Source organism: Kribbella sancticallisti, from assembly GCF_039530625.1.
Taxonomy (GTDB): Bacteria; Actinomycetota; Actinomycetes; order Propionibacteriales; family Kribbellaceae; genus Kribbella; species Kribbella sancticallisti.
In genome coordinates this window covers 127911-153095 of record NZ_BAAAOS010000048.1, presented here as the reverse complement: position 1 = coordinate 153095, position 25185 = coordinate 127911, and the positions used below count along the sequence as shown (strand labels likewise).

The 25185-nt window shown below is 68.8% G+C and carries 19 protein-coding genes; 14 read left to right on the top strand and 5 right to left on the bottom strand.

Annotation, left to right across the window (positions count from 1 at the left end):
- The 7 genes from ABD255_RS30065 (at position 1) to ABD255_RS30035 (ending at position 8946) form a co-directional block, all read left to right on the top strand.
- On the top strand, positions 1 to 768 hold the full coding sequence (locus ABD255_RS30065) for a phytanoyl-CoA dioxygenase family protein (RefSeq protein ID WP_344219947.1): 768 nt from the start codon (positions 1 to 3) through the stop codon (positions 766 to 768).
- A complete protein-coding gene (locus ABD255_RS30060; RefSeq protein ID WP_344219945.1) occupies positions 765 to 1712 on the top strand; it encodes a helix-turn-helix domain-containing protein in 948 nt (315 codons plus the stop codon). The genes ABD255_RS30065 and ABD255_RS30060 overlap by 4 nt, the downstream gene beginning before the upstream one ends.
- Positions 1713 to 1801: 89 nt before the next feature.
- Positions 1802 to 2659, top strand: coding sequence for a trypsin-like serine protease (locus tag ABD255_RS30055; RefSeq protein WP_344219943.1), 858 nt, complete (start codon positions 1802 to 1804; stop codon positions 2657 to 2659).
- 283 nt (positions 2660 to 2942) lie between these two features.
- On the top strand, positions 2943 to 5366 hold the full coding sequence (gene leuS / locus ABD255_RS30050; protein ID WP_425554575.1) for a leucine--tRNA ligase: 2424 nt from the start codon (positions 2943 to 2945) through the stop codon (positions 5364 to 5366).
- 12 nt (positions 5367 to 5378) lie between these two features.
- Positions 5379 to 5798 carry a YjbQ family protein gene (locus ABD255_RS30045; protein WP_344219939.1) on the top strand — a complete coding sequence of 140 codons (420 nt, stop codon included), beginning with the start codon at positions 5379 to 5381 and terminating at the stop codon, positions 5796 to 5798.
- 155 nt (positions 5799 to 5953) lie between these two features.
- Entirely contained in the window at positions 5954 to 6172 is a 219-nt protein-coding gene (locus ABD255_RS30040) for a hypothetical protein (protein WP_344219937.1), read from the top strand.
- Positions 6173 to 6384: 212 nt separating this feature from the next.
- A complete protein-coding gene (locus ABD255_RS30035) occupies positions 6385 to 8946 on the top strand; it encodes an ATP-binding protein (protein ID WP_344219935.1) in 2562 nt (853 codons plus the stop codon).
- Positions 8947 to 9755: 809 nt separating this feature from the next.
- Here the strand turns inward: ABD255_RS30035 and ABD255_RS30030 are convergent.
- The gene (locus ABD255_RS30030; RefSeq protein WP_344219933.1) at positions 9756 to 10274 is read right to left on the bottom strand and encodes a pyridoxamine 5'-phosphate oxidase family protein; all 519 of its coding nucleotides are present in this window, start codon (positions 10272 to 10274) and stop codon (positions 9756 to 9758) included.
- Positions 10275 to 10327: 53 nt separating this feature from the next.
- On the opposite strand from ABD255_RS30030, the gene ABD255_RS30025 reads away from it, so the two are divergent.
- The 4 genes from ABD255_RS30025 to holA all read left to right on the top strand — a co-directional run bounded on the left by ABD255_RS30025 (position 10328) and on the right by holA (position 15501).
- Entirely contained in the window at positions 10328 to 11170 is an 843-nt protein-coding gene (locus tag ABD255_RS30025; RefSeq protein WP_344219931.1) for a DegV family protein, read from the top strand.
- Positions 11127 to 12053, top strand: coding sequence for a ComEA family DNA-binding protein (locus ABD255_RS30020; RefSeq protein WP_344219930.1), 927 nt, complete (start codon positions 11127 to 11129; stop codon positions 12051 to 12053). The genes ABD255_RS30025 and ABD255_RS30020 overlap by 44 nt, the downstream gene beginning before the upstream one ends.
- Entirely contained in the window at positions 12040 to 14433 is a 2394-nt protein-coding gene (locus tag ABD255_RS30015; RefSeq protein ID WP_344219928.1) for a ComEC/Rec2 family competence protein, read from the top strand. The genes ABD255_RS30020 and ABD255_RS30015 overlap by 14 nt, the downstream gene beginning before the upstream one ends.
- Before the next feature lie 84 nt (positions 14434 to 14517).
- The gene (gene holA, locus ABD255_RS30010) at positions 14518 to 15501 is read left to right on the top strand and encodes a DNA polymerase III subunit delta (RefSeq protein WP_344219926.1); all 984 of its coding nucleotides are present in this window, start codon (positions 14518 to 14520) and stop codon (positions 15499 to 15501) included.
- A 194-nt stretch (positions 15502 to 15695) separates the two neighbouring features.
- Here the strand turns inward: holA and rpsT are convergent, their stop codons facing one another.
- Positions 15696 to 15956: a 30S ribosomal protein S20 gene (gene rpsT, locus ABD255_RS30005; RefSeq protein ID WP_344219924.1), complete on the bottom strand. Its 261-nt coding sequence runs from the start codon at positions 15954 to 15956 to the stop codon at positions 15696 to 15698.
- 534 nt (positions 15957 to 16490) lie between these two features.
- Between rpsT and ABD255_RS30000 the strand changes: the two genes are divergently transcribed.
- Positions 16491 to 19469 carry a S8 family serine peptidase gene (locus ABD255_RS30000; protein WP_344219922.1) on the top strand — a complete coding sequence of 993 codons (2979 nt, stop codon included), beginning with the start codon at positions 16491 to 16493 and terminating at the stop codon, positions 19467 to 19469.
- A gap of 57 nt (positions 19470 to 19526) precedes the next feature.
- Here ABD255_RS30000 and ABD255_RS29995 read toward each other — a convergent pair whose 3' ends face one another.
- Genes ABD255_RS29995 through ABD255_RS29985 form a run of 3 tightly spaced genes read right to left on the bottom strand, consistent with a single transcriptional unit; the run spans position 19527 to position 22178 of the window.
- The gene (locus ABD255_RS29995) at positions 19527 to 20432 is read right to left on the bottom strand and encodes an aminoglycoside phosphotransferase family protein (RefSeq protein WP_344219920.1); all 906 of its coding nucleotides are present in this window, start codon (positions 20430 to 20432) and stop codon (positions 19527 to 19529) included.
- Positions 20433 to 20475: 43 nt separating this feature from the next.
- Complete coding sequence (locus tag ABD255_RS29990; RefSeq protein WP_344219918.1) at positions 20476 to 21645, bottom strand: hypothetical protein; 1170 nt, start codon at positions 21643 to 21645, stop codon at positions 20476 to 20478.
- Positions 21642 to 22178: a SigE family RNA polymerase sigma factor gene (locus ABD255_RS29985; protein WP_344219916.1), complete on the bottom strand. Its 537-nt coding sequence runs from the start codon at positions 22176 to 22178 to the stop codon at positions 21642 to 21644. Before ABD255_RS29985 ends, ABD255_RS29990 begins: the two co-directional genes overlap by 4 nt.
- A 153-nt stretch (positions 22179 to 22331) precedes the next feature.
- Between ABD255_RS29985 and lepA the strand changes: the two genes are divergently transcribed.
- The gene (gene lepA / locus ABD255_RS29980; protein ID WP_344219914.1) at positions 22332 to 24218 is read left to right on the top strand and encodes a translation elongation factor 4; all 1887 of its coding nucleotides are present in this window, start codon (positions 22332 to 22334) and stop codon (positions 24216 to 24218) included.
- Entirely contained in the window at positions 24218 to 25129 is a 912-nt protein-coding gene (locus ABD255_RS29975) for an aminoglycoside phosphotransferase family protein (RefSeq protein WP_344219912.1), read from the top strand. Before lepA ends, ABD255_RS29975 begins: the two co-directional genes overlap by 1 nt.
- The last annotated feature ends 56 nt before the right edge of the window (positions 25130 to 25185 follow it).

The window sequence follows — 25185 nt, the reverse complement described above, 5'->3', positions numbered from 1 at the left end:
ATGACGATCACACAAGGTTCGACGCAGCTGCAGGAGTTCGCCTCGCAGTACGCGGCGCAGGGCTTCGTGCTGGTGAAAGGCCTGCTCAGCAAGGAGGAAGCGGCGGCGTACCGGCAGACCAGCCACGAACTGCTGAGCCGGTTGAACCGTGACGACGACCCGACCTGGCAGTCCGCGATGGGCCTGTCCGGCGGCAAGACCCGGCTGCGGCATCTGCACGACGCGCAGTTCTACGACGCCGCCTTCTCGCGGCTGCTGGTCGACCCGAGGTTCACCGACGTGGCCGCCGCGGTGATGGGCGTCGAGAACGTGCAGTTGCACCACACCAAGCTGTTCGTGAAGCCACCGGAGAACGGTTCGCCGTTCCCGCTGCACCAGGACTACCCGTTCTTCCCGCACAAGTACCACCGGGTGGGCGCCGCGATCTTCCACTTCGACGACGCACCCGTGGAGAAGGGCTGCGTGCGGATCCTGCCGGGCAGCCACCTGCAGGGGCCGCGGGAACACGATCCGGAAGGTTCGTACCACCTGCCCGACGTGCCGTTCGAGTCCGCGGTGCCGCAACCGGCCGAGGCCGGGGACGTGCTGTTCTTCACCTACCTGACCGTGCACGGCTCCGGCGTGAACGTCAGCAACGAGCCGAGGACCACCTGGCTGGTGCAGTACCGCGACCCGGGCGACCCGCCCACGGTGAAGACCCACGACCACTCGCTCGGGCAGGGGATGATGCTGAGGGGAGTGGACCCGACCGGTAGGAGTGGCGCTTGAGCCTCGCGTCCGTGGCGTCAGCGGAGCGCTTCGTCGATCTCGCGGGACTGCTGGAGTCCTGCGAGGTCGACGGCTTCCACGCGGACTTCGTGAGTTGGGGGCACTACCGGCCGCAGTACTGGCGCAACTACTGGCACAGCCACTCCTTCCACGAGGTGTGCCTGGCCTATGCCGGTGAAGGCCGCTTCAACTCCGGCAGTACGCAGTACGACGTGAGCCGGGGCGACCTCTTCCTGGCCCGGCCGGGTGTCGTCCACGAGATCGAGTCGAGCAGGTCCGATCCGCTGGGAATCGCCTTCTGGGGCTTCACCTTCCGGCCGGTGGCTGCCGATGCAGGAGCCGGAGCTGAACGGTCAGCCTCAGGACAGGGCTGGTGGTCAGGACTGACTCGAGCCGACGGGCCGGTCGTGTCGACGCGAATCGGTGGCTTGGCCGCTGCCGTCGCCGGTCTTGCCACCGAGGCAGCGGCTCCGCTCGCGGGCTACCAGGCATCCTTGGCCGCCCTGGGAACGACGCTGGTGCTGGACACGGCTCGCGCTTTCGCTCTGGACGAGGACCTGTCGATCGACCCCAGCGCCCGCTCGCGGTCGCGCTCGCGGGACGAGGTGGTCGTCGAGGCGATGCAGCGGCATCTGGTCGACAACCTGTCCCGGCCGGTGGCGGTCCGGGAGGTGGCGTCCGCGGTCCACCTGTCCGAGCGGCATGCCGAGCGGCTGTTCCGCGAGAAGACCGGCGCTTCGCTGATGGCGACCCTCCGGCTGATGCGGCTCGACCTGGCGGCGCAGTTGCTGCTCGAAGGGAGCGCGCCCGTGACCGAGATCGCCCGGCGGTGCGGCTACTCCGACGTACGGCCGTTCAGCACAGCGTTCCGAAGTCGGCACGGTCAGTCGCCAACGGCCTTCCGGGCCTCCGGAGGGACCCATCACCTTGCTTCCGAAGGATGACCCTCGTCTTCGGCCGGAACTCTGGACCGCCTTCCTGCGCGGTGTTCCAGTGTGTCGTGCAAGAACACTGAATCTCCCCTGGAGCTGACATGAGTCGATTGAGTCGCAGCATCGGCATTGCCCTACTGGCTCTCGTGATGGCGCTGTTGCCGGTGCTGCCGGCGAGCGCGATCACCGGCGGCGAGCCGGACGGCAACCGGCACCCGAACGTCGGATTGATCCTCTTCTACACGCCGGACGGGCGCTTCCGCTGCAGCGCGACGCTGGTCTCGCCGACCGTCCTGCTCACCGCGGGGCACTGCACCGACGGCACCCTGGGCAAGACCCTGGTGACCTTCCAGTCGGTGATCGCCGAGCAGCCGCCGTCGCCGTTCCCGGTCGCTGCCAACCCGGCGGTCGGCTACACCCAGGCCGAACTGGAGGCGGCCGGCTACCTGTCCGGTACTGCGTTCACGCACCCGGAGTACTCGAACTTCACCGACCTGGACAACTGGAACGACGTCGGCGTGATCGTGCTCGACCGGCCGGTCACGACCATCGCTCCGGCGCGTATCGCGCCGCTGGACTACCTGGACGCCTTCGCCCAGCCGACGCTGAACAAGACCCTCTTCACCTCGGTCGGCTACGGCACCGAGGTCCGCAAGCCCGACTCGGGTCCGCAGAAGGTCCAGCCGATGACGTACCCGCTGCTGCGTCGCTACGCCGACCAGCCCGGCCAGCGGCTGACGGACCAGATCCTGCAGGTCAACGGCAACCCCAACGACAACCGCGGCACCGGGGGCACCTGCTTCGGTGACTCCGGCGGCCCGTCGTTCCACGGCGGCTACGTGGTGACGGTGACCAGTTACGTCTACACCAGCAACTGCCGCTACCTCGGCGGCCTGCAGCGGGTGGACATCGGTGTCGTGCAGACATGGCTCGCGACGTTCGGTGTCACCTTCGGCTGACCGTCCGTGACGCATCCGGCCGCCTGCCCGCGAGGCAGGTGGCCGGATGCGCTAATCTGGTGGTATGCGAGTGACCCTGCTCCTTATCTAGCCGTACTGGCATCCAGCGCCTCTGCGCCGGTCAGTGCGGCGACCCCTCCTGAGTGAGGGGCTTTTCTATTTCCAGCACCTTTCTGGCAGGGTTCCGATGACATCTCTACAACGCAGGAGTACGACGGTGAGCGAGCAGGTGGAGCACGAGGCGGACGCCCCGATCGACCGGGGTGGCTACGACTTCAACGCCATGCAGGCCAAGTGGCGGCCGGTGTGGGAGAAGCTCGACCCGTTCAAGGCGCGCGACGACGGCTCCGCGGAGCGGCGGTACGCGCTGACGATGTTCTCCTACCCGTCCGGGGACCTGCACATGGGCCACGGCGAGGTGTTCGCGCTGCACGACGTACTGGCCCGGTTCTGGTTCCAGCAGGGCTACGACGTGATGAACCCGATCGGCTGGGACTCCTTCGGGCTGCCGGCCGAGAACGCGGCGATCAAGCGCAACGAGCACCCGGCGACGTACACGTACGCCAACATCGAGACCCAGGCGGAGTCGATCCGGCGGTACGCCCTGAGCTTCGACTGGTCACGCCGCCTGCACACGTCCGACCCGGAGTACTACCGGTGGACGCAGTGGCTGTTCCTGCGGTTCTACGAGCGCGGCCTGGCCTACCGCAAGGCGTCGTACGTGAACTGGTGCCCGAACGACCAGACCGTGCTGGCCAACGAGCAGGTCGTCCAGGGCCGCTGCGAGCGCTGCGGCTTCGAGGTGACCAAGCGCGAGTTGACCCAGTGGTACTTCAAGACCACCGAGTACGCGCAGCGCCTGCTGGACGACATGGACCTGCTGGAGTGGCCCGAGGAGATCCTGCTGCAGCAGCGGAACTGGATCGGCCGGTCCGAGGGCGCCTTCACCTCCTTCGAGGTCGAGGGACGCGACGAACCGATCAAGGTCTTCACCACCCGGCCGGACACGCTGTTCGGCGCCACCTTCATGGTGGTCGCGCCGGACGCCAAGCTGGCCGAGGAACTGGTCACGCCGGAGCAGCGCGAGGCCTTCGACGAGTACCTGAAGGCCGTGAAGTCCTCGACCGAGATCGAGCGGCTGAGCACCGACCGGGAGAAGACCGGTGTCTTCCTGGGCGCCTACGCGACCAACCCGGTGACCGGCGAGCGGATCCCGATCTGGGCCGCGGACTACGTGCTGTCCGACTACGGCACCGGCGCCATCATGGCCGTGCCGGGCCAGGACTCGCGGGACTGGGAGTTCGCGGAGAAGTTCGGCCTGCCGATCGTGCGGACCGTGCAGCCGGAGGAGGGCTTCGACGGCAAGGCCTTCACCGGTGAGGGACCGGCGATCAACAGCGCCAACGCAGAGGTCGACCTGAACGGGCTGCCGATTCCCGAGGCCAAGGCGAAGATCATCGACTGGCTGCAGGACAAGGGCCTGGGCGAGCGGACGATCAACTACCGGCTGCGCGACTGGCTGCTGAGCCGGCAGCGCTACTGGGGTGCGCCGATCCCGATCATCCACTGTCCGGTCGACGGCGAGGTGCCGGTACCGGACGACCAGTTGCCGGTGGAGCTGCCCGACCTGCGGGGCGCCGCTCTCGCTCCCCGGGGTGTCTCGCCGCTGGCGTCGGCCCGCGACTGGGTCGAGGTCGCCTGCCCGAAGTGTGGCGGACCCGCCGAGCGGGACACGGACACGATGGACACGTTCGTGGATTCGTCCTGGTACTTCCTGCGCTATGTCTCGCCGGAGTACACCGAGGGGCCGTTCGACCCCGAGGCGGCGCGGCGCTGGATGCCGGCGTTCCAGTACGTCGGCGGCAAGGAGCACGCGGTCCTGCACCTGCTGTACGCCCGGTTCTTCACCAAGGCGCTGCACGACATGGGCCTGCTGGACGCCGTCGAGCCCTTCACCCGGCTGCTGAACCAGGGCCAGGTGATCAACGAGGGCAAGGCGATGAGCAAGTCGCTGGGCAACGGCGTGAACCTGGGCGACCAGTTGGACGCCTTCGGGGTCGACGCGGTCCGGCTGACGATGGTGTTCGCCGGTCCGCCCGACGACGACATCGACTGGGCCGACCTGTCGCCCGGTGGCTCGCTGAAGTTCCTGCAGCGGGCGTGGCGGCTGAGCGGGGCCGTCGAGGCTCCCGCCGGCGTGGACTTCTCGACCGGCGACGTGGCGCTGCGCAAGATCACCCACCGCACGGTGGCCGACGCGACCGAACTGCTGGAGTCGTACCGGTTCAACGTGATGGTCGCGCGGGTGATGGAGCTGGTGAACGCCACCCGCAAGGCGATCGACTCCGGCCCGGGTGCTGCCGACCCGGCGGTCCGCGAGGCGGTCGAGACGGTGGCGATCCTGCTGAGCCTGGTCGCGCCGTACACGGCTGAGGACATGTGGGAGAACCTGGGGCACGAGCCCACGGTCGCCAAGGCCGGCTGGCCGGCGGTGGACCCGGCGCTGCTGGTCCAGGACTCCGTCACCTGCGTGGTCCAGATCGCAGGCAAGGTGAAGGCCAGGCTGGAGGTGTCACCCGACATCTCCGATGCCGAGCTGGAGCAACTGGCACTGGCCTCCGGCGACGTCCAGAAGGCTCTGGACGGCCGGGGCGTTCGCAAGGTCATCGTCCGCGCGCCGAAGCTGGTCAACATCGTCCCGGCCTGACAGGCTGCACGGATGCGTTCTGAGCTGATCGACGTCAAGACCGGTGGCCACGAGGTCGTCTTCGATCTGACGAGCAGGTGCGAGCAGTTCGTCGCCGCTGAGGCCCACCAGGCCCAGGGCGACGGGCTGCTGCACGTGTTCGTGCCGCACGCGACGGCCGGCATCGCGATCCTGGAGACCGGCGCCGGCAGCGACACGGATCTCCTCGCCGTGCTCGAGGAACTGCTGCCGCGCGACTTCCGCTGGCAGCACCGGCACGGTACGCCGGGCCACGGGCGCGACCACGTGCTGCCCGCGCTGATCCCGCCGTACGCGAGCATCCCGGTGATCGGCGGGCGGATGATGCTGGGCACCTGGCAGTCGATCTGCCTGGTCGACACCAACGTGGACAACCCGCAACGCCAGGTCCGGCTGTCCTGGCTGCCCAGCTGACCCAGCTGACCCGGTGTGATTCTGGCGACTTCGGTTGAGCCGGCAACCGGTTGGTGGACTACCGGGTAATGGGCGAATTCCGCATCTTGGTGACTTATCGGGATGTTGGCGAATGCGTTACGTACGCGAAACACGTCTCCGCTTGAATACTTCGCATGGCAGCCCTCGAGAATCTGCGCGAGCACTGGCTCGGCGTCGGCACCGAACTCCTGGTCCGCGCGACGCGGAGCATCTGCGCCGGCAGCCTGCTGAACGCCGAGGCCGGGCGGGCCGACACCCGGGCCCGGATCGAGGACTGGGTCGAGGTCCTCTCCCTTTACGACTCCCTTTACGACGCCGAGATCGAGGCCCGGCCGGTGCGTGTCAGCGCCTGAAAACCGGCTATTCCGGCCCGCTTGTTCCCGTATTCTTTGCGGCGTCAGCAATGGGCCGCCGAATTCACCGCCGGTAGGACAGAATTCAACTGTTCGTTCCGCTGGTGAGGCGCGTCCGTCCGCAGTCCGGTCACCGGGTGCGTCGGCGAACCCCGGAGCTGTCACGCTATGTTGTGCGGGGGACCTGTGAGGCTCTGAAGGGGTGACGGGCTTTGACGGATGCTGACGGCCGGGCTGAGGGACGGCGCGGGTTTGCCGATCTCCTGCTTGACCTGAGGGTCCAGGCAGGGCTCTCCCAGGAGGAGTTGGCCGACCGCGCCAGCCTCAGCGTGCGTACCATCCGCGAGCTCGAGGCAGGTCGGGTCGCTCGTCCCCGCAAGGACTCGGTCCGGCTGCTCGCCGAGGGCCTCGGGCTGCGCGAGGGCGACGCCGGCCGGTTCCTGGCCGCCGCCGGGCATGCGTCCGCCCGGCCGGTGATCGCGGTGGCCGACCCGGTTTCCACCGGCTTGCGGTGGCGCGGGACGAGGCCGATCCCGGACGGGTTGGTCGGCCGTGACAAGGAACTGCTCGAGCTGGAGGGCCTGCTCCGGCAGAACCGGCTCGTGACTCTGGTCGGGCCGGGCGGGGTGGGCAAGACCGAGCTCGCTCTGGCGGCCGCGGACCGGGTGTCGAGCGTGGACACCAGCGTGGTGGTCGTGGATCTCACCACGGTTCAGCGCGACGCCGCGGTACCGTCCGCGATCCTGGACGCCTTCGGGACAGCTCCCGGTACGTCGGACCTCGACGACGTGTTGTCCGGGCGGAAGCCGGGCGACCTGGTGATCGTGGAGGACAACGCGGAGCATGTCCTGGACGGCGTGGCCGCGGTGGCGAACCGGATGGTTCGCAGCTTCCCGGGCATCGGCGTACTGGTCACCTCCCGGATCCCCCTGGGCCTGCCGGACGAGGTCGTACGCCGCGTCCAGGTTCTCGGCGTACCGGCGAACGACCGGGACTTCGACCAGATCGCCGGCAGCCCGGCCGTCGAGATGTTCTGCCGCCGGGCGGCGCGAGTCCGGCCGGACTTCACCCTGACTCCTGAGAACGCGGCGACGGTGGCACGGCTCTGCCAGCGGCTGGACGGCTTGCCGCTGGCCCTGGAGCTGGCGGCCGCCCGGGCCGGTTCGCTGTCGGTGGAGACCATCCTGACGGCTCTGGACGACCGGTTCCGGCTGCTGTCCGGGCCGCGCCGCTTCGGAGCTCCGCATCAGCGCACACTCGCCGACACGATCGCCTGGAGCGTGGACGCGCTGTCCGACGCGGCACGGCAACTGCTGTACCGGGCCTCGATGCTCGGATCGCCATTCACCCTGGACGCGGTGGTCGGAGTCTGCACTGGTACGCCGATAGAGGCAGCGGACGTGCCGATGCTGCTGGCCGAGCTGGTGGACAAGTCGCTGCTGCAGCCGGTGCTGGAGTTCGAGCAGCTCTACGGAGCCCGCTACAAGATGCTGGAGACGATCCGCGAGCACGCCTACGCCGGGTTGTCGTCGCAGGGTTCTGACCTGACCGAGTTCCGGGATCGTGCCGTCGCCTGGTGTTCGACGTACGTGGAGGGTCTGGAAGGCGCCTGGTCGAGTCCGGACCGGGAGCGGCGCTACCGGGCGGCCAACGCGAACTCGGCGACCTTCGAGGTGGCGCTGGAGCGGGCGGCGGAGCTGGGGCAGTGGGACGCGGCCGCTCAGATCGTGCTCGGCTTCCGGATCGCCTGGCAGTACCAGGCGAGCGTTGCCGAGAGCGGCATCCACTGGGCCAGCCACTGCGCGGAGAACGTCGACGACAAGGAAGTCAGCGGCATGCTGCTGGCGATCGCCGGAAGGCTCTCGAACCTCACCGGCGACGTCCGCGCCGCCCGCCGGTACTACGGCGAGGCCCGGACGCTGATCGCGCCTGAGTCGGAGATGGGCCTGATGGCCCGCGGCGGCTGGGTGTCCTCCGGCTCGCTGCTGCTGGACACGCTGAGCCTGGCGGAGATCCCGGCGCTCGTAGCGGACGCGCGTGAGCACGGGAACGTGCAGCGGTCTGCGACGGTCCAGGCGATCTGTGGACTCGCTCTGGCTCGCTGGGGACGGTTGCCGGAGGCCAAGGAGTTGCTGCTCGCCTGGGAGGCCGCTCTGGTGAACCCGGGCGTGTACCCGGACGAGACCGGCTACATGGCGCTCAGCCGGGTGGACCTGGAGCTGGGGAACCTGTCGGAGGCACGGCGCTGGGCTGAGCTGGCGCGGGATGTGCAGGCTTCGGACGACCCGGAGCGGACGAAGGTGGCGGGCTGCCTGGCGATGGTGGAGTTGCACGCCGGGAACTACGACCTGGCGACCGCGCTGCTCGATGAGGCTGACGCGGACATCCGGGGTCATCGCGGGTACTTCGACTACCTGGTGATGCTCTACCGGAGCCGGCTGGCCCGGCGCAGTGGCGATCTCGAGCAGGCGCGTCTGTCGATCCGGGATGCGGTGAGCCGGCTGCAACTCGAGGGACGCGTCGTGTACTTGCTGGACGTGCTGCCGGAGGCTGTGGCAGTTTTGCACGCGCTGGGGAAGCACGAGCAGGCCGACCGGCTGTGTGGGGAGCTACTGGCGTGGCAGCGGACGATGGACCCGCCCATGCTCCCGACGGCGTGGGCCGTGCTGCAGGAGTCGTGCGACAGCGCCCAGCCGGCTGACGAGTGGCCCCTGCCCGATCCCGCGGCGGCGGTCGGCCGGTTGGCTGACGACGTACTCGCGGCTCTTTCCTGACCCTTTCTCGTCTTATCGACCCGGCTTTGAGCGGGGCCTGACGAGCGCCAGGTCGTTTCGTGACGCGGACCGGCGGAAGCTGCCGGATAGCTGCCGGTCTTCTGCCTCGTCCGGACATGCCCGCCGGAACAAGAATTACAGCCGTAGGGCAGGGCACCACGAGACAGAGATCCGAGACCGGGTTCGAGCCACACGGGCAGGGAATGGGGCGGTGACCATGACGAGGCAGACATGGGCCACCGGACTGCCGGGGAACTCTTCGAACCCGCGACGGACGACGCGGATCATCTGCGACAGCGGACCGGTGGGGGCGCCGCACAGCTGTCAGGAGATCCGGAGTGCTGCACCGTGGCGACCTGCTCCACCTCACACCGGGGGCCGTGCACCGTCAGGGCACGCGACCCGGGGAGGGGCCCCAGCAGTGACCAGGCACACGACACAGGGGACGAGTGCGGGTCCGGTTGACACGGGAAGCCGACGGGTTTGGTCACCCGCCGGTGGGGTCAACCGCTGGGGCCTCCCGGGGGGAACCGCGGCGAGCTGCACAGGGAACAGCTCTCCGCACTTGCCGGTACCAAGCGCAGTGAGCTGACACCGAGGGGGAGTCAGCTACAGGCGAGGTGGGGCCACCGGAGGGGTTGGCCCCCACCTCGCTCGCTAGTTTCCACGGCGGACGCCAGCGCACCGGCCGACATCTTGAAGTCAGCAGCCTCGACCACACCTGCGAGCTTGCTCGCGTGCTCAGCGAGGCAGCGCGGTTTCGTGCGCACAGCCTCAACCACGCGCCAACGGAGTACAGGTGTGTGCTGCTACTTCTTGCTCTCGCCGAGCACCGCCGCCTTGTCGAACGCGTACCCGACCATCCACGTCGGCTGCAGCCGGCAATAGACGATCTCCTCACCCCAGCTCGACGGCGAACTCCCGTAGTGCTTCACCAGGTGCTCCTCGATCGCACCGAAGTCCGGATGCTCCGGCTCCAGAAACTCCACCTGCCCGTGGCTGAACACGCCGATCCGCTCACCGTCGACGTACGAGATGCTCGCCGCCGGCCGAGCCCGCAGATGCCGCGCCTTCGCGGCCGTACCGGACGTCGTGAACACCCACCTCCCGTGCAGAAAATGCCCGTCGACCGCGCTGATCCTCGGCTCGCCGGCGGCCGTCACCGTGGCCAGATTGAGCGTGCACATGCCCTGGAGCGCCTGCGTCAGCTCAGCGGCGGTGAGGTGCCGCTCGTCGGTGATGATGTTTCGCAGATGCTCCGTGGAGCGCTCGTAGGCCGCGTCGAGCAGCCGCTGCAGTTCCTCGACCTCTTCGCTGGTCTCCTTCATTCTTCCGAGTCTGACACCAGGCGCCGACGAAAACTCTCCGGTAACCTCGCTGCATGTCAGCGCGCGTGCACGTCGTCACGGACTCCACCGCGGGTCTGTCGGCGCACGAGGTGTTCCGGCACCCGCTGACCGTCGTGCCGCTGCAGGTGGTGATCGGCGGGACCGCCTATGACGACGGTGCGACCAGTTCCGACGCCGTCGCGGAGGCGCTGAAGACGTTCACCCCGGTCTCGACCAGCCGGCCCGCGCCGCAGACGTTCGCCGACACGTACGCCGAGTGTGCCGCTGCCGGGGCCGAGGCGATCGTGTCGATCCATCTGTCCGGGGACATGTCGGGCACGTTCGAGGCGGCCATGATCGGGGCGAAGGAGTCGCCGATCCCGGTGCGGGTGGTGGACTCGCGGTCGCTCGGGATGGGTCTGGGCTTCCCCGTGCTCGCCGCTGCGGCTGCTGCGGCTGACGGAGCCGACCAGGTCGAGGTGGAAGCGGCCGTCCGAGCCCGGATGGCCACGATCTCCTCCTACTTCTACGTGGACAGCCTGGAGTACCTGCGCCGCGGCGGCCGCATCGGCGCAGCCCAAGCCCTCCTCGGTACCGCGCTCTCCGTCAAGCCCCTGCTCACCATCAGCGGCGGCCGAATCGTCCCGTTGGAGAAAGTCCGTACTTCGAGCCGCGCGATCGCCAGGCTCGCCGACATCGCCGTGCAGCGGGCCGGCGATGGCCGCGTGCAGGTGGCCGTCCACCATCTCGCGAGCCTGGACAAGGCTCATACCCTGGCCGACGGTCTGGCTGAGCGGCTTCCACAGGCCGACGAGATCGTCCTTCGGGAAGTAGGCGCGGTCATCGGCGCGCATGTGGGGCCCGGGCTCCTCGCCGTCGTCATCGCGCCGTACTGAGGGTCGTTTCGAGGGGCGGTTGTCCCCAGGTCGGCAACTCGTCTCGGTCGACCGGCGAAAGGCTCGTACTTTCCCTGGCGTGAAGCTTTCACGCCGCACCCCACCGCCTGACCCGGCCGACCGTCTGCATGCGCTCTCTCGCCTCCACGCCGCCACACCGAGCGGTCCGCGGGAGACCGCTGCGCCGGTCGCCGAGACAGCGGGTGCGACCGACTCGGAGGGGGATGACGAGGTGCGAGGTGGATGGATTCCGGATTCAGTGCCCGAGCGTCTGCGCGGCAGCAGGTGGACGCTGGCTCCGCGTCACTTGGTGGTCATCGCTGTCATCTTGCTGGTCGGGCTGGTTTGGGGCGGCTGTTCTGTCTTTCGCGCTCGTCCCGAGACGGTCCCTGAGTCGCGTCCGTCGAGCGCAATAGTCTCTGGCTCGCCTGTCGCCGGTCCGAGCAGTCCGTCGACAGCAACCGTCGTGGTTCACGTGGCCGGCAAGGTCCGCCGGCCTGGCCTGATCCGGGTGAAGTCGGGCTCCCGGGTGGCAGACGTATTGGCCGCGGCCGGCGGTGCTCTGCCTGGCGTGGATCTGAGTTCTCTCAACCTCGCGCGCCCGGTGACCGATGGCGAGCAGATCGTCGTTGGCGTTCCCACCACCGCAGTTCCGACTGGTGCACCGCAGCCCGCGGGGCCCGGCACCACGAGCCCGCTCGACCTCAACTCCGCCACTCTCGCTCAGCTGGAAACTCTTCCTGGGGTGGGCCCTGTGCTGGCTCAGCGAATCCTTGCCTGGCGCACCGAACACGGGCGGTTCACGACGACTGACGAACTTCAGGAGGTCCCCGGGGTCGGTCCCAAGAAGTTCGAATCGCTGAAGCCTCATGTCCGCGTCTGATGCTTCGGAGTCTTTGGCGGAGAAGCACTCCGAGCAAACCGATCTGCGATTGCTGATTCCAGCGGCGGCTGGATGGCTGACCGCAGTGGTACTGGTCGCGCAGGAGTTGTCGACCGCCTTGTGGACCGCAGGAGTTGCCGTCGCGCTGGTGCTCGCCGTCGTCGTTGTGCACCGGCGCTCCGGCCTTCGGGGGTGGGCGACTTTGGCTGGTGTGGCGGTCGTGGTGGCGGGGATGGCGGTTGCGTCGGGGTTGCAGGTGGAGGGACTGAGGGCCGGGCCGGTGATGGAGTTGGCCAAGGCGGAGGCCGCGGTGAAAGTGCGGTTGAAGGTCGACGGGGATCCATCGGTCCGGAGCGGGTCGAGCACCAGACGACCGCCGTACGTCGTGGTGCGGGCGACCGTGGAGGAGGTGTCGGGGAGAGGGGAGACGACGAGGGTCCGTACGCCGGTGCTCGTGGTCGGCTCGATCCGCTGGAAGGACGTGCGCTTCGGGCAGCATGTCGAGGCGAGCGGGCGGCTCCAACAGGTTGACCGTGGTTCGGATGTGGCGGCGATGCTGTCGTCGCGGATGCCTCCACGGGTGCTCGATGAACCGGGCTGGTGGTTGCGTGCGGCCGAGCGGGTTCGGGCCGGGCTGCGGGAATCGGTCGCCGAGGAGCCCGAGGCAGTGCGAGGGTTGGTGCCTGCTCTCGTGATGGGTGATGAGTCGGGTCTGCCGCCCGAGGTGGCCGAGGACTTCAAGACGACAGGGCTGACGCATTTGTCGGCTGTCTCCGGGACCAACCTCACGTTGCTGCTGGCGTTCGTCCTGCCGTTGGCGAGGCTGCTTGGCGTACGGGCTCGGGGGTTGACCGCGGTCGGGCTGGTGATGGTGGTCGTGTTCGTGGTGCTTGCCCGGCCACAGCCGAGTGTGTTGCGCGCGGCCGCGATGGGACTGGTCGCGCTGGCGGCGATGACGGGCGCGAGCGGGCGCCGCGCAGTACGGAGTCTGTCGGTGGCGGTGGTCGGGTTGTTGTTGCTCGACACCTCGTTGGCGCGGTCTGCCGGATTCGCCTTGTCCGTCTTGGCGACGGCCGGGATCGTGCTGCTCGGGCCGCCGTGGCGAGATGCGCTCGCGCGGTGGATGCCGATGCGGCTGGCCGAGGCGATCTCGTGCCCGCTCGCGGCGCAACTCGCCTGTACGCCGGTGGTGGCGTGGCTGTCGGGACAGGTCTCGCTGGTCGCCGTCGCGGCCAACCTGCTGGCTGGTCCCGCGGTCGGCCCGGCGACGATCCTGGGCTTCGGCGCGGCCGGAATCGCCTTGCTCAGCGCGGATCTGGCCCGTCTGCTCGGGTGGCTCGCGGGCTGGCCGGCCCGGTGGATCATCCTCGTCGCCGAGCAGGGCGCGGACCTGCCCGGCGCCTCGAGCGCGTGGCCCGCGACGGTCGTCGGCGTCGCAGTACTGACGATCCTGTGCCTGGCGCTGGTGATCGGCTTGCACCGGATCCTGGCGCGTCCGATCGCGATGCTGCTCGCCGTCGTCCTGCTGGCAGTCGTCGTACTACGACCAGTCCGCTCGCTCGGCTGGCCGCCGGGGGACTGGCTCATGGTTGCTTGTGATGTGGGGCAGGGCGACGGGTTGGTCCTCGGAGCGGGTAGTGGAACCGCGGTGGTGGTCGACACGGGACCTGATCCGGCAGCCATGAACCGCTGCCTGCGGGAATTGGGCGTGAAGCGGGTGCCAGTGCTGGTGCTGTCCCACTTCCACGCGGACCATGCGGGTGGTCTCGCCGGTGTCCTGCAGGGGCGGAAGGTCGACGAGATCGAGGTGACGCCGTACTTCGCGCCCGCAGCCGAGTACAAACGGGTGGCAGACCTGGCCGCCGTGCACCGGATACCGATCCGGGTGGTCGGATTCAGAGAGAAGCGGGCTGTCGGGCCGATCACCTGGACCGCACTCTGGCCGGCACGCGTTCCTGCGTTATCCCCGTCGGGTAAGCCTTCGGCGGCTTCTTCGGAGGAGGGGTCTCCCGAGAACAACGCGAGTATCGCGATGATGGTGGAGGTGTCCGGTCTGAAGATGCTGATGACGGGTGATCTCGAGCCTGAGTCTCAGCGGGCCGTCGTCGCGACCGGGGTCGATCTTCGGGCAGACGTGCTCAAGGTGCCGCACCACGGGTCCAGTCAGCAGGATCCTGGCTTCATCGCGGCGACGCGGGCGCGGCTGGCTGTCATCTCGTTGGGTGCCGAGAACGATTACGGTCACCCGGCTCCGAGGACCCTCGACCTTCTCAGTCGGCAGGGCATGCGGATCGCGCGCACCGATACCTCTGGGTCCATCGCGATCCTGAAGACCGATGACCGTCTCTCCCTGATCTCGAAAGGTCCGTCCAGGCCGTAGGCAACCGCCGCAGCACAACCTGGCTGGCGTGTCCGTTGGCCTGGTGCGGGAATGTCGGTGGGGCATGGCATGCTGGCGGGCGTTATGGCTGCTCGAAAGAACTCCGCGCCCAAGCTCGGCGACGTCCTGCTCGTCACCGGGTCGGAGGCGTTTCTCGCCGACCGTGCTGTCCGTTCCGCGATCGCGGCCGTCTCGAAGGGCGGCGCCGAAGTCGAGGTCACCGAACTCGGTGGGGCCGATCTGGACGTCGGGGTGTTCGCCGAACTGACCGGGCCCTCGTTGTTCGCGGCGGAGCGCGTGATGGTGCTGCGCACGCTGGAGAACCTGCCGGCCGACATGGTTCCGCATCTGCTGGAGTATGCGGGTTCGACATCGGACGACGTACTGGTCGTGCTTGTCCACTCGGGTGGGCAGAAGGGCAAGGCCGTACTCGACAAGTTGCGGAAGGCGTCGGTCAACGAGGTGGTCGCGACGGCGCCGAAGACGTGGGAACTGCCGCAGTTCGTGATCGGGGAGATCCGGCTGCTCGGCGGGAGCATCGACGAGCGGGGTGCGGCTGCGCTGGTGGATGCGGTCGGGCATGATCTGCGGGCACTCGCCGGCGCCTGCTCGCAGTTGGTGGCGGACTCGGGCGGGCAGCCGATCAACCCGGATCTCATCGGCCAGTACTTCGGGGGTCGCGCCGAGGTGACGAGTTTCGCGGTGGCGGACGCGGCGATCGCCGGGCGGACCGAGCCGGCGCTGGAGCAGTTGCGCTGGGCGCTGGACTGCGGGGTTGCCGCGGTGCTCGTCACGAGTGCGATGGCGGGCGGGCTGCGCGGATTGGCGAAATACTCGAGTGCCCCGACGGGGCTGCGAGAGGCGGACCTGGCGCGCGAGGTCGGCGTACCGCCGTGGAAGCTGAAGACGCTCAAGCAGCAGGCGCGCGGGTGGACCGCCGGCGGCCTGGCAACGGCGATCAAGGCGGTCGCCCAAGCCGACGCCGACGTCAAGGGCGCCTCCGGCGACGCCGGCTACGCCCTGGAACGCATGGTCATCACCGTAAGCCGAGCCCACGGCCGCCGCTAAGCCCCTCGCCCGTGCCTTCTCAGCCGGTACCTACGGCCCGGCCGCTGACATCTGAGCCTCTGCGGCACGGCCTGTGACTTCTCGGCCGGTGCCCACTAGTCAGCCTGTGGTTTTACGGGTCTGACGGCTGGATCTGGGTACGCAAAAACGATCGGCCGGGGTCCGCGGGCGGACCGGCCGATCGTTCGGCGTTGTCAGAGGGAAGCGGCCTTCTTGAAGATGGACGACTTCCGGTTGGCGGCCTGGTTGGCGTGGATGACGCCCTTGCTGGCTGCCTTGTCGAGCAGGCGGGCGGCAACGCGGGCCTGCTCCTGTGCCTTCGCGGAGTCGCCGGTGTCAGCAGCCTCGCGGAAGCGGCGAACAGCCGTCTTGAGGGTCGACTTCACCGACTTGTTGCGAAGCCGCGCAGCCTCGTTCTGGCGGTTGCGCTTGATCTGGGACTTGATGTTCGCCACGGATGCAGAGCCTCGATCAGTTTTTGGGATCAGTACAGGAAAGGTGGTGCGTGCACGGGTGAGTACCAACGCACACGCGCGAAGAGACAGATTAGCAACAAGCCTCGGTCAGCACCAAACCGGACGGTAGCCGATCCGGGCGGCTCCAGCGGTCAGCGGGTGGCTTCCGAGGCTGTCTGGAGCCTGGCGAGGGTAGTCCGGATGCCGTGCTGGTCCACCACGCAACCACTGTCCGTAGCCGTGAAGGAGTAGGCCCAGCCGGCGATCCCCGGCCCGCGCGTCGACCGGGATCGGCGCGGTGCAGTCCGGCATGGTCGATTCCTCCTGTGCCGACGGTGAATCCCGGGTGACACGTCCGTGTCATGGCCCCAACCGAGCGTGACATCAGGCAGGGGTGAGGGCATACTCGGCCCTCTCGTGACGCTGATCACCGCGGGGGTGGTGTGTGCGGTCGTCACAGCATCACTCAGCTTCGTCCTTGCCTGGAGGAACTCCGTGCCAGCTTCCGCCCGCCGTCGCTTCAGGGTGCTCACTGTGGCCGCCGCCACGGCCACTACCCTGGTGCTTGCCCTCGGCTCCCAAGCCACAGCCACCACAACCAGTACTGCGGCCGACGAGGCCCCGAGCCAGGCCGCTCCGGAGGTGAAGGAGTCGTCGACCGGCGCGTACATCGTCCAGCTCGACGACGCCCCGGTCGCGGAGTACGCCGGTGACATCGCCGGCCTGCCCGCCACCCGCGCCCTCCCCGGCGGCAAGCTCCTCGCGGGAGCGGCCCCGGTCGTCGACTACGTGAAGCACCTCGCCCGGGAGCGTGCCGAGGTCCTCGGCCAGGCGCCGGCCGTGCAGAAGCTGTACGACTACAACTACACGTACGCCGGCTTCTCCGCGCGCATGTCGCACGACGACGCCACCAAGCTGGCCAAGTCCTCCGGCGTGAAGAGCGTCGAGCCGAGCGAGATGCAGCACCAGGACACCGTCGACACCCCGAGGTACCTCGGCCTGTCCGGCCGGGGTGGCGCCTGGCAGCAGGCGGGTGGCATCGACAAGGCCGGTGACGGCGTGATCGTCGGCGTGATCGACTCCGGCTACGTCCCGGAGCGCGCCAGCTTCGCGCCGATGAAGACGACCAAGGCGTCGGACGCGCTGATCGCGAAGAAGTGGAAGGGCACCTGCCAGGTCGGCGAGGAGGCCCCGGTCACCTGCAACAACAAGGTGATCGGCGCCCGGTACTTCGACGCCGGCATCGGCAACCGCCCGATCGCCGAGGAGTTCAAGTCCCCGCGGGACTACGGCGGCCACGGCACCCACACGGCCAGTACCGCGGCCGGCAACTACGGCGTCGACATGTCCGTCTCCGGTCGCGACTACGGCAAGGGCTCGGGTATCGCCCCGGCCGCTCGGCTCGCCATCTACAAGGTGCTCTGGGCCGTCGACGCCACCGGCGGCGGCAGCGGCACCGACGCGGACATCGTGGCGGGCATCGACGCCGCGGTCGCGGACGGCGTGGACGTGATCAACTACTCGATCTCCGGCTCCGGCTCGACGTTCGTGAACTCGACCGGCCTGGCCTTCCTGCGGGCGGCCCGCGCCGGCGTGTTCGTCTCGACCAGCGCCGGGAACACCGGCCCCGGCGTCTCGACGGTCGGCAAGAACTACCCCTGGGTCACCACTGTTGCCAACGGCACCCACGACCGCGACGTCCAGACGACGGTGACGCTGGGCGACGGCAGGTCCTACACCGGCGCCGGCATCGGCTCCGGTACGCCGAGCGCCCCGGTGATCCTCGCCAAGGACGCCGGCCTCGCGGGCGCCAACCAGACCAACCTGGTGCTCTGCATGGCGGGCACGCTCGACCCGGCCAAGGTGACCGGCAAGATCGTCGTCTGCGACCGCGGCGGCAACGCCCGGGTGGACAAGAGCCTGCAGGTGAAGAACGCGGGCGGCATCGGCACGATCCTGGTGAACATCACGCCGGGCACGCTCGACGCCGACCTGCACTCGGTGCCGACGGTCCACCTGGACCACGTGGCGGCCCCGGAGATCAAGGCCTACGTCTCCGGCACCGCCAACCCGACGGCCACGATCGGCGTCGCCCAGACCGTCCGGGTGAACGCCCCGAAGGTCGCCAGTTCCTCCAGCCGCGGCCCGTCGCCGGCCGGCAACGGTGACCTGCTCAAGCCGGACGTGATGGCCCCGGGCACCAACGTGCTCGCCGCCACCAGCCCGTTCGCGGCCGCCGGCGGTCAGTACACCTTCATGAGCGGTACTTCGATGGCGGCGCCGCACATCGCCGGAGCGGCCGCGGTCCTCAAGGGCAAGTACCCGACCTGGTCCCCGATGGCGATCAAGTCGGCACTGCTGACGACCGGCACCGACAAGAGCACCGACGGCAAGCCGATCCAGAACGACTCGGGCTCGCCGGGCAACCCGTTCGGGTACGGCGCGGGTCTGGTCCAGCCGAAGTCGGCGATGGACCCGGGCCTGGTCTACGACTCGTCGTACGACGACTGGGCCAAGTTCGTCTGCGGCTCCGGGCAGGTGGCCGAGACGCACGTGCTGTGCGCCAACGGCAAGATCGACCCGAGCAACCTGAACTACCCGACCATCGCGGTCGGCGACCTGGCCGGCAAGCAGACGGTCACCCGGACCGTGCGGAACGTCAGCAAGTACGCCGAGGTCTACCTCCCGAAGGTGGAGGCGCTGACCGGTATCAAGGTCACCGTCTCGCCCAAGCTCCTCGTGGTGCTGCCGGGCCACACGGCGACGTACACCGTGACCTTCGAGCACAACGGTGCGCCGCTGGAGCAGTACTCGTTCGGCAAGCTGATCTGGCGCTCGAGCAAGCACGTGGTCAGCAGCACGCTGGCTATCCGCCCGCTGACGGTCAAGGCGCCCGTACAGGTCAACGGCACCGGCACCAGCGGCTCCATCCAGGTCCCGGTGACCTCCGGCTACACCGGCACCCTGCAGACGAGTGTCGGCGGGCTGACCCCGGCGACGGTTGCCAACGCCACGCTGAAGAACCCGGGTGGCGTGTCCTTCCCGACCACCAACCCGCAGGTCAATGACCACGTCGCCAAGTTCACGGTGAACGTCCCGGCCGGCACCAAGCACGCCAGGTTCTCCACGTTCGACGCGGACTACCCGGCCGGTACCGACCTCGACGTCTTCGTCTACAAGGCCGGTACTACGGCGGTGCTCGGCAGCAGCGCGGGCGGCACCTCCGAGGAAGAGGTCAACCTCGCTGCACCCGCTGGTGGTTCGTACGACGTCTACGTCGACCTGTTCGGCGGAGCAGCCGAGCAGGCCGTCAAGCTGAACCACTGGCAGGTCAACGAGCCGGCAGGCAACCTGACGGCGACGCCTGCCTCGCAAGCCGTTCAGGCCGCGGGACAGGTCACCGTCACCGCAACCTGGTCCGGCCTGACCGCCGGTACTCGCTACCTGGGCCGCCTCGCCTACACAGACGGCGCTGACGGCTCTGGCTTCACCCTGATCCGCGTAGACAGCTGAGATAGCCAGCAAGCTAGGACAGATAGGCACAGCGGCAGCCGGAAGGCTGCCGCTGTGTCATGTCAGGCGTTCACGTAACCAGTCGAGATGCACCAGCGCCGCCTTCCGCTGCCACTCCCGCAACGTCGGAAGCCCCGGCGGCGCCGGCCGGCTGGACCCCCACCACTGACCTCCGGCGATCCCAGCCAGAAACCCGGTGATGCCCTCGTCATCGGGCAACTCCGGAAGCTCTACCGACGCCCGCATCTCGGCATGCAGGATCACCGAATCAGCCCAGGAGGCAGCGCGGGCCGCGTGCGCCCAATCGATGAAGACGACCCGCTCCTCGGTCAGGATGATGTTGTCGGCCCGCAGGTCCCAGTGAGCAAGACTGGTGCCCTTGGCAAGTGCGTCCAGCCCGGTCCGGGCGAGTTCGGCCAACTCCTGCTCACGCCCAGCAACCCACGCCGGTACTGCGAGCCCGTCCGCGATCACCAGGTCCCACCTGCTCAGGAAGGCCTCACTCCGCACTGCCGCCAGAGGCGCATCCGCCCAAGGCGACGGCTGCAGGGAGTCCGTCAGTTCCGCGAGCGCGTCGAGCACCCGCGCCGCGTCCGCGGGATGCCACGGATGAGGCGGCAGATAGCCGTCGACGTCCTCCAGCAGGAGTGCCACCCAGTCGCCGTCGTCGTAGACGTCGTACAGGAACGGGGTATGGGGCAACGAGTGTGCTGCCAACCCCTGCATCGCCGCGATCTCGTTGCGGAACAAGGTCGGCGTGTCCGGATTCAGCTCCGTACCGACAGCCTTGACGAAGGCGCGGCGCCCCGAAGCGGCGACCAGTCGGGCGGCGACGCCGGGGGAGAAGCCGCCCTGCTGGGTCGAGGCGCTGACCACCGACGATCCCAACGAGCGGTCCACCCAGGCCCGCACCCGGGCCGGGACCTTCTCGTACGGCAATCGAACGCCCACAGCGTGTGCCATGACTGAAGAGGGTAGAGCGCGATGGCCCTTTCCAAGGAACGAATTACGGCTTGCCGAGGGTCAGGCCGGACTTCGGGGGGCCGTCCTGGATCCGTTCGCACGCGCCGGTGAGGACGTCACAGCGGACGGTGGCCTGGCGCTGCAGGCTCGGCGAGGTGGTTCCGACGATGTGCCTCGCGTCCTCCCACACGATTCCGGGCGGAAGCGAACCCACCATCCCAGGAAACTCCAGTGGGGTGTCCTCTCGGGACCGCACGAAGAAGCCGCCGGTCGTTCCCGCGGTGGTCACGGCCAACTCGCCGTCCGGCGAGAGCGAACTGAAGGGGGTGCCGCAGACCTTCTTCTGCAGGTTCCGCAGCCGCATCGTGTCCTCGAGGACGGCGATCTGGAAACAGGGGATGATGCCTTCGCTCGCGTCGACCATCACCAGGCCGTTGGTCCGGGTCACGTCCACGCGCCAGCTGTCCGGCACGACGACGACCGGCGCCGAACCCGGCCGCCACAGCTGGACCCCGAGTTTCCGCTGGTTCGGTGCGAACCAGATGCCATCCGTGTTCCAGCCGTCGAGCCGGGCTGCGACGCCGGCCGGATAGCTCGCCAGTTCCTTGCCGCTGGCAACCTCCAGGACGACGATCGGCCCGGACCGGTCGTGGTACGCCAACCGGGTCCCGTCCGGCGACAGGGTGATTTCGCGATCCACGATCGGCCCGATCGGACGGAAGTCACCCGCGCTGCCGAGCAGCCCCGCATCGAACTTCTTCTCGTCCTTGGTCCGCACCACCAGCCAGCCGCAGGACGTCCGGCCCAGCACGCTGTACCGGTCGCCGGACGGCAACGGGACCCGGACGCCGCGATCCTCGAGATAGCCCCGGCCGTCCTTCGTCAGCAGAAACGGCACCTTAGGCGGTGCCCCGAACGGCAGCCGGTCGAGTGCGGTCTGGCTACCGGGATAGCTCTGCTGCCCGAGCTCTATCGCCTCCACCGCAGGCGGCGCCGGGCAGGGCGCGGTGGTGGGTTGCACGGCGCGATCGGTCACAGCCAGCGGCACCACCACGGCCGCGGCCACCGCGGCGGCCGCCAGGGCAGCGACCAAGGCAGGCTTGCGCCACCGCCGTGCGCCGTCGAACTCGGGAACCTCCCGCGGTACTGCGTTGTCCGGCACAGTACGGGCGGCCGCCTCGAGGGCGTCGGTCAGCCGTTCGTCGAGAGTCATCGGCCCTCCTCCAGTTTCTGGCCGAGATCCTTCAGGCCACGGGAAACAGTCGAGCGGACGGACACCGCGCTGATCCCCAGCGTCTCGGCGATCTCGGCATCGGACAGGTGCAGGTAGAACCGCATCACCAGCACCTCCCGCCTCCTCGTCGGGAGGGTCGCCAGTGCGGCGAGGACCTCGCGCCGGTCCTCGCCGAGCATCGCCTCGCTCTCGGCGGACCACACGGGTGGCTCGATTGGCTGGCGGTGGAGCACGGCGAGCCGGCGGCGGCGCAGTACGGAGCGGCTGGTGTTCAGTACGGCTGAGCGCAGGTAGGCGTCCAGCCGGTCCCGGTCCTTGATCTTGTCCCAGCGGCGGTAGATCGCCGCGAAGGACTCCTGGACCGCGTCCTCGGCGGACGCGCGATCGCCCAGCAGCAGGAGCGAGAGGCGGACCAGTCCGGCCCATTGCTCCCGGTGCAGCCGGGTGATCGCGTCCTCACGTTCCGTGACCGCGCTGGGCGGAACACCCGACCGGCCCGGGCTCATCGTCATGTCGCTCACAGTAGAGAGACTCGCGACGGCCCGGTTTGTTGCACCGTGCGACGGCGGGGATTGCCGTGGATGCGGAAAGGTGTGGCGGACCGTGGGATGATTGGGCAGTTGCCTGAAAGTCCTGTACGACCCTGAGACGAACTGGAACCCTCCGTGCCCGTTGGCCCCACGACCGTGCCGCAGCCGGGTCGCACCGACCCGTCGCTGATCCGGAACTTCTGCATCATCGCCCACATCGACCACGGCAAGTCGACGCTGGCCGATCGGATGCTGCAGATCACCGGGGTGGTCGACGACCGCTCGATGCGGGCGCAGTACCTGGACCGGATGGACATCGAGCGCGAGCGCGGCATCACGATCAAGTCGCAGGCGGTCCGGCTCCCGTTCGCGCCGAAGCCCGAGACGCCCGGCGGTCTGCTCGCGCCCGACGGCACGACGTACATCCTGAACATGATCGACACCCCCGGCCACGTCGACTTCACCTACGAGGTGTCGCGGTCGCTGGAGGCGTGCGAGGGTGCGGTGCTGCTGGTCGACGCGGCGCAGGGGATCGAGGCGCAGACGCTGGCCAACCTGTACCTCGCGCTGAGCGCGGACCTGCACATCGTCCCGGTGCTGAACAAGATCGACCTGCCGGGCGCGATGCCGGACAAGTACGCCGCCGAACTGGCGCACATCATCGGCTGCAAAGAGTCCGACGTACTGCGGGTCTCGGCGAAGACCGGCGAGGGCGTCGAGGACCTGCTGAGCGAGATCGTCGCCCAGGTGGAGCCGCCGAAGGGCGTGAAGGACGCGCCGCCGCGGGCACTGATCTTCGACTCGGTCTACGACACCTACCGCGGCGTGGTCACCTACGTCCGGGTCGTCGACGGCGAACTCACCCACCGCGACAAGATCAAGATGATGTCCACCGGCGCGGTGCACGAGATGCTCGAGGTCGGCGTCATCTCGCCCGAGCCGATGAAGTCGCCGAGCATCGGCGTCGGCGAGGTCGGCTACCTGATCACCGGCGTGAAGGACGTCCGCCAGTCCCGGGTCGGTGACACCGTCACCTCGTCGATCCGCGGCGCGACCGAGGCGCTCGGCGGCTACAAGCACCCCCAGCCGATGGTGTACTCCGGGCTGTTCCCGATCGACGGCGACGACTACCCGACGCTGCGGGACGCGCTGGAGCGGCTGCAACTGAACGACGCGGCGCTGCAGTACGAGCCGGAAAGTTCGGGCGCGCTCGGGTTCGGCTTCCGCTGCGGCTTCCTCGGCCTGCTGCACATGGAGATCGTCCGCGAGCGGCTCGAGCGCGAGTTCGACCTGGACCTGATCTCGACCGCGCCGAACGTGGTCTACCGGGTCGAGATGGAGGACGGCAAGGAGCACGTCGTCACCAACCCCAGCGAGTTCCCCGAGGGCAAGATCGCCGACATCTACGAGCCGGTGGTGCGGGCGACGATCCTCAGCCCGAAGGACTACATCGGCGTCATCATGGACCTGTGCCAGACCAAGCGGGGCAACCTGCAGGGGATGGAGTACCTGTCCGAGGACCGGGTCGAGTTGCGCTACACGCTGCCGCTGGCCGAGATCGTCTTCGACTTCTTCGACCAGTTGAAGTCCAAGACCAAGGGCTACGCGTCGCTGGACTACGAGCCGACCGGCGAGCAGTCCGCGGCCCTGGTCAAGGTGGACATCCTGCTGCAGGGCGAGACGGTCGACGCGTTCTCCGCGATCGTGCACCGCGACAACGCGTACTCCTACGGCGTCGCGCTGGCCGGCAAGCTGAAGGAACTGATCCCGCGGCAGCAGTTCGAGGTACCGATCCAGGCCGCGATCGGGTCCCGGATCATCGCCCGCGAGTCGATCCGGGCGATCCGCAAGGACGTGCTGGCGAAGTGCTACGGCGGTGACATCACCCGGAAGCGCAAGCTGCTCGAGAAGCAGAAGGAGGGCAAGAAGCGGATGAAGATGGTGGGCCGGGTCGAGGTCCCCCAGGAAGCCTTCATCGCCGCCCTGAAGACGAACGAGCCGTCGGAGAAGGCCAAGAAGTAGTGCCGGTCGAGATCCCCGCGGAGTTCCGGAAGGTCGCGTCGCGCGGGCCGGAGTGGGCTTCCTGGCTGGACGGACTGCCGCGGCTGACGCGGGAGTTGCTGGACGGCTGGGGACTGCGCGTCGACGGCGATTCGGCGTACGGGAACTGTGCGCTGGTCGTCCCGGTCCGTACCGCGGACGGAACCGCCGCGGTGCTGAAGGTCCAGTTCCCGCACTGGGAGGCCGAGACCGAGCACCTCGCGTTGCGGATCTGGGACGGGAACGGGGCGATCCGCCTGCTCCGGGCGGATCCGCGCCGGTTCGCGATGCTGCTGGAGCGGGCTCAGGCGCGGGACCTCACCACCGTCGACGCCATCGAGGCCTGCGAACTCGTCGCCTCGCTCTATGAGCGGCTGCACGTCCCGGCGGGTCCACAGTTCAAGCCGCTGTCGGCCGAGATGAAGCGGCTGTCCGAGGAGCTTCTGCAACTGCCCGCGTCCGCGCCCGTACCCCGCCGCTACGTCGAGCAGGCTGCCTCCCTGGCCAGCGATTTCGCGGCTGACCCCGACACCGACGGTCGCTTGATCCACACGGATCTCCACTATTTCAACGTCCTGGCCGCCGACCGCGAGCCCTGGCTGGTGATCGACCCCAAGCCGCTGTCCGGCGACCCGCACTACGAGGTCGCCCCGCTGCTGTGGAACCGCTGGGACGAACTCGCCGCCGCCCACGACCTCCGCATCGCCCTCCGCAGCCGCTTCTACGCCGTCATCGACACAGCGGGCCTCGACGAGGACCGCGCCCGCGCCTGGGTGATCGTCCGCCAGATGCAGAACGCCCTCGGCGCCGTGAGGAACGCCGGCGCCGACGAGGTCCTCCCGCAGGACTGGCTGACCCGCAACATCGCCATCGTGAAGGCGATCCAGGACTGACGGGGCTCTGGCTTCACCAGAAACTCGGTGGCAGCGGGTCGGGCGGAGGGGGAGGA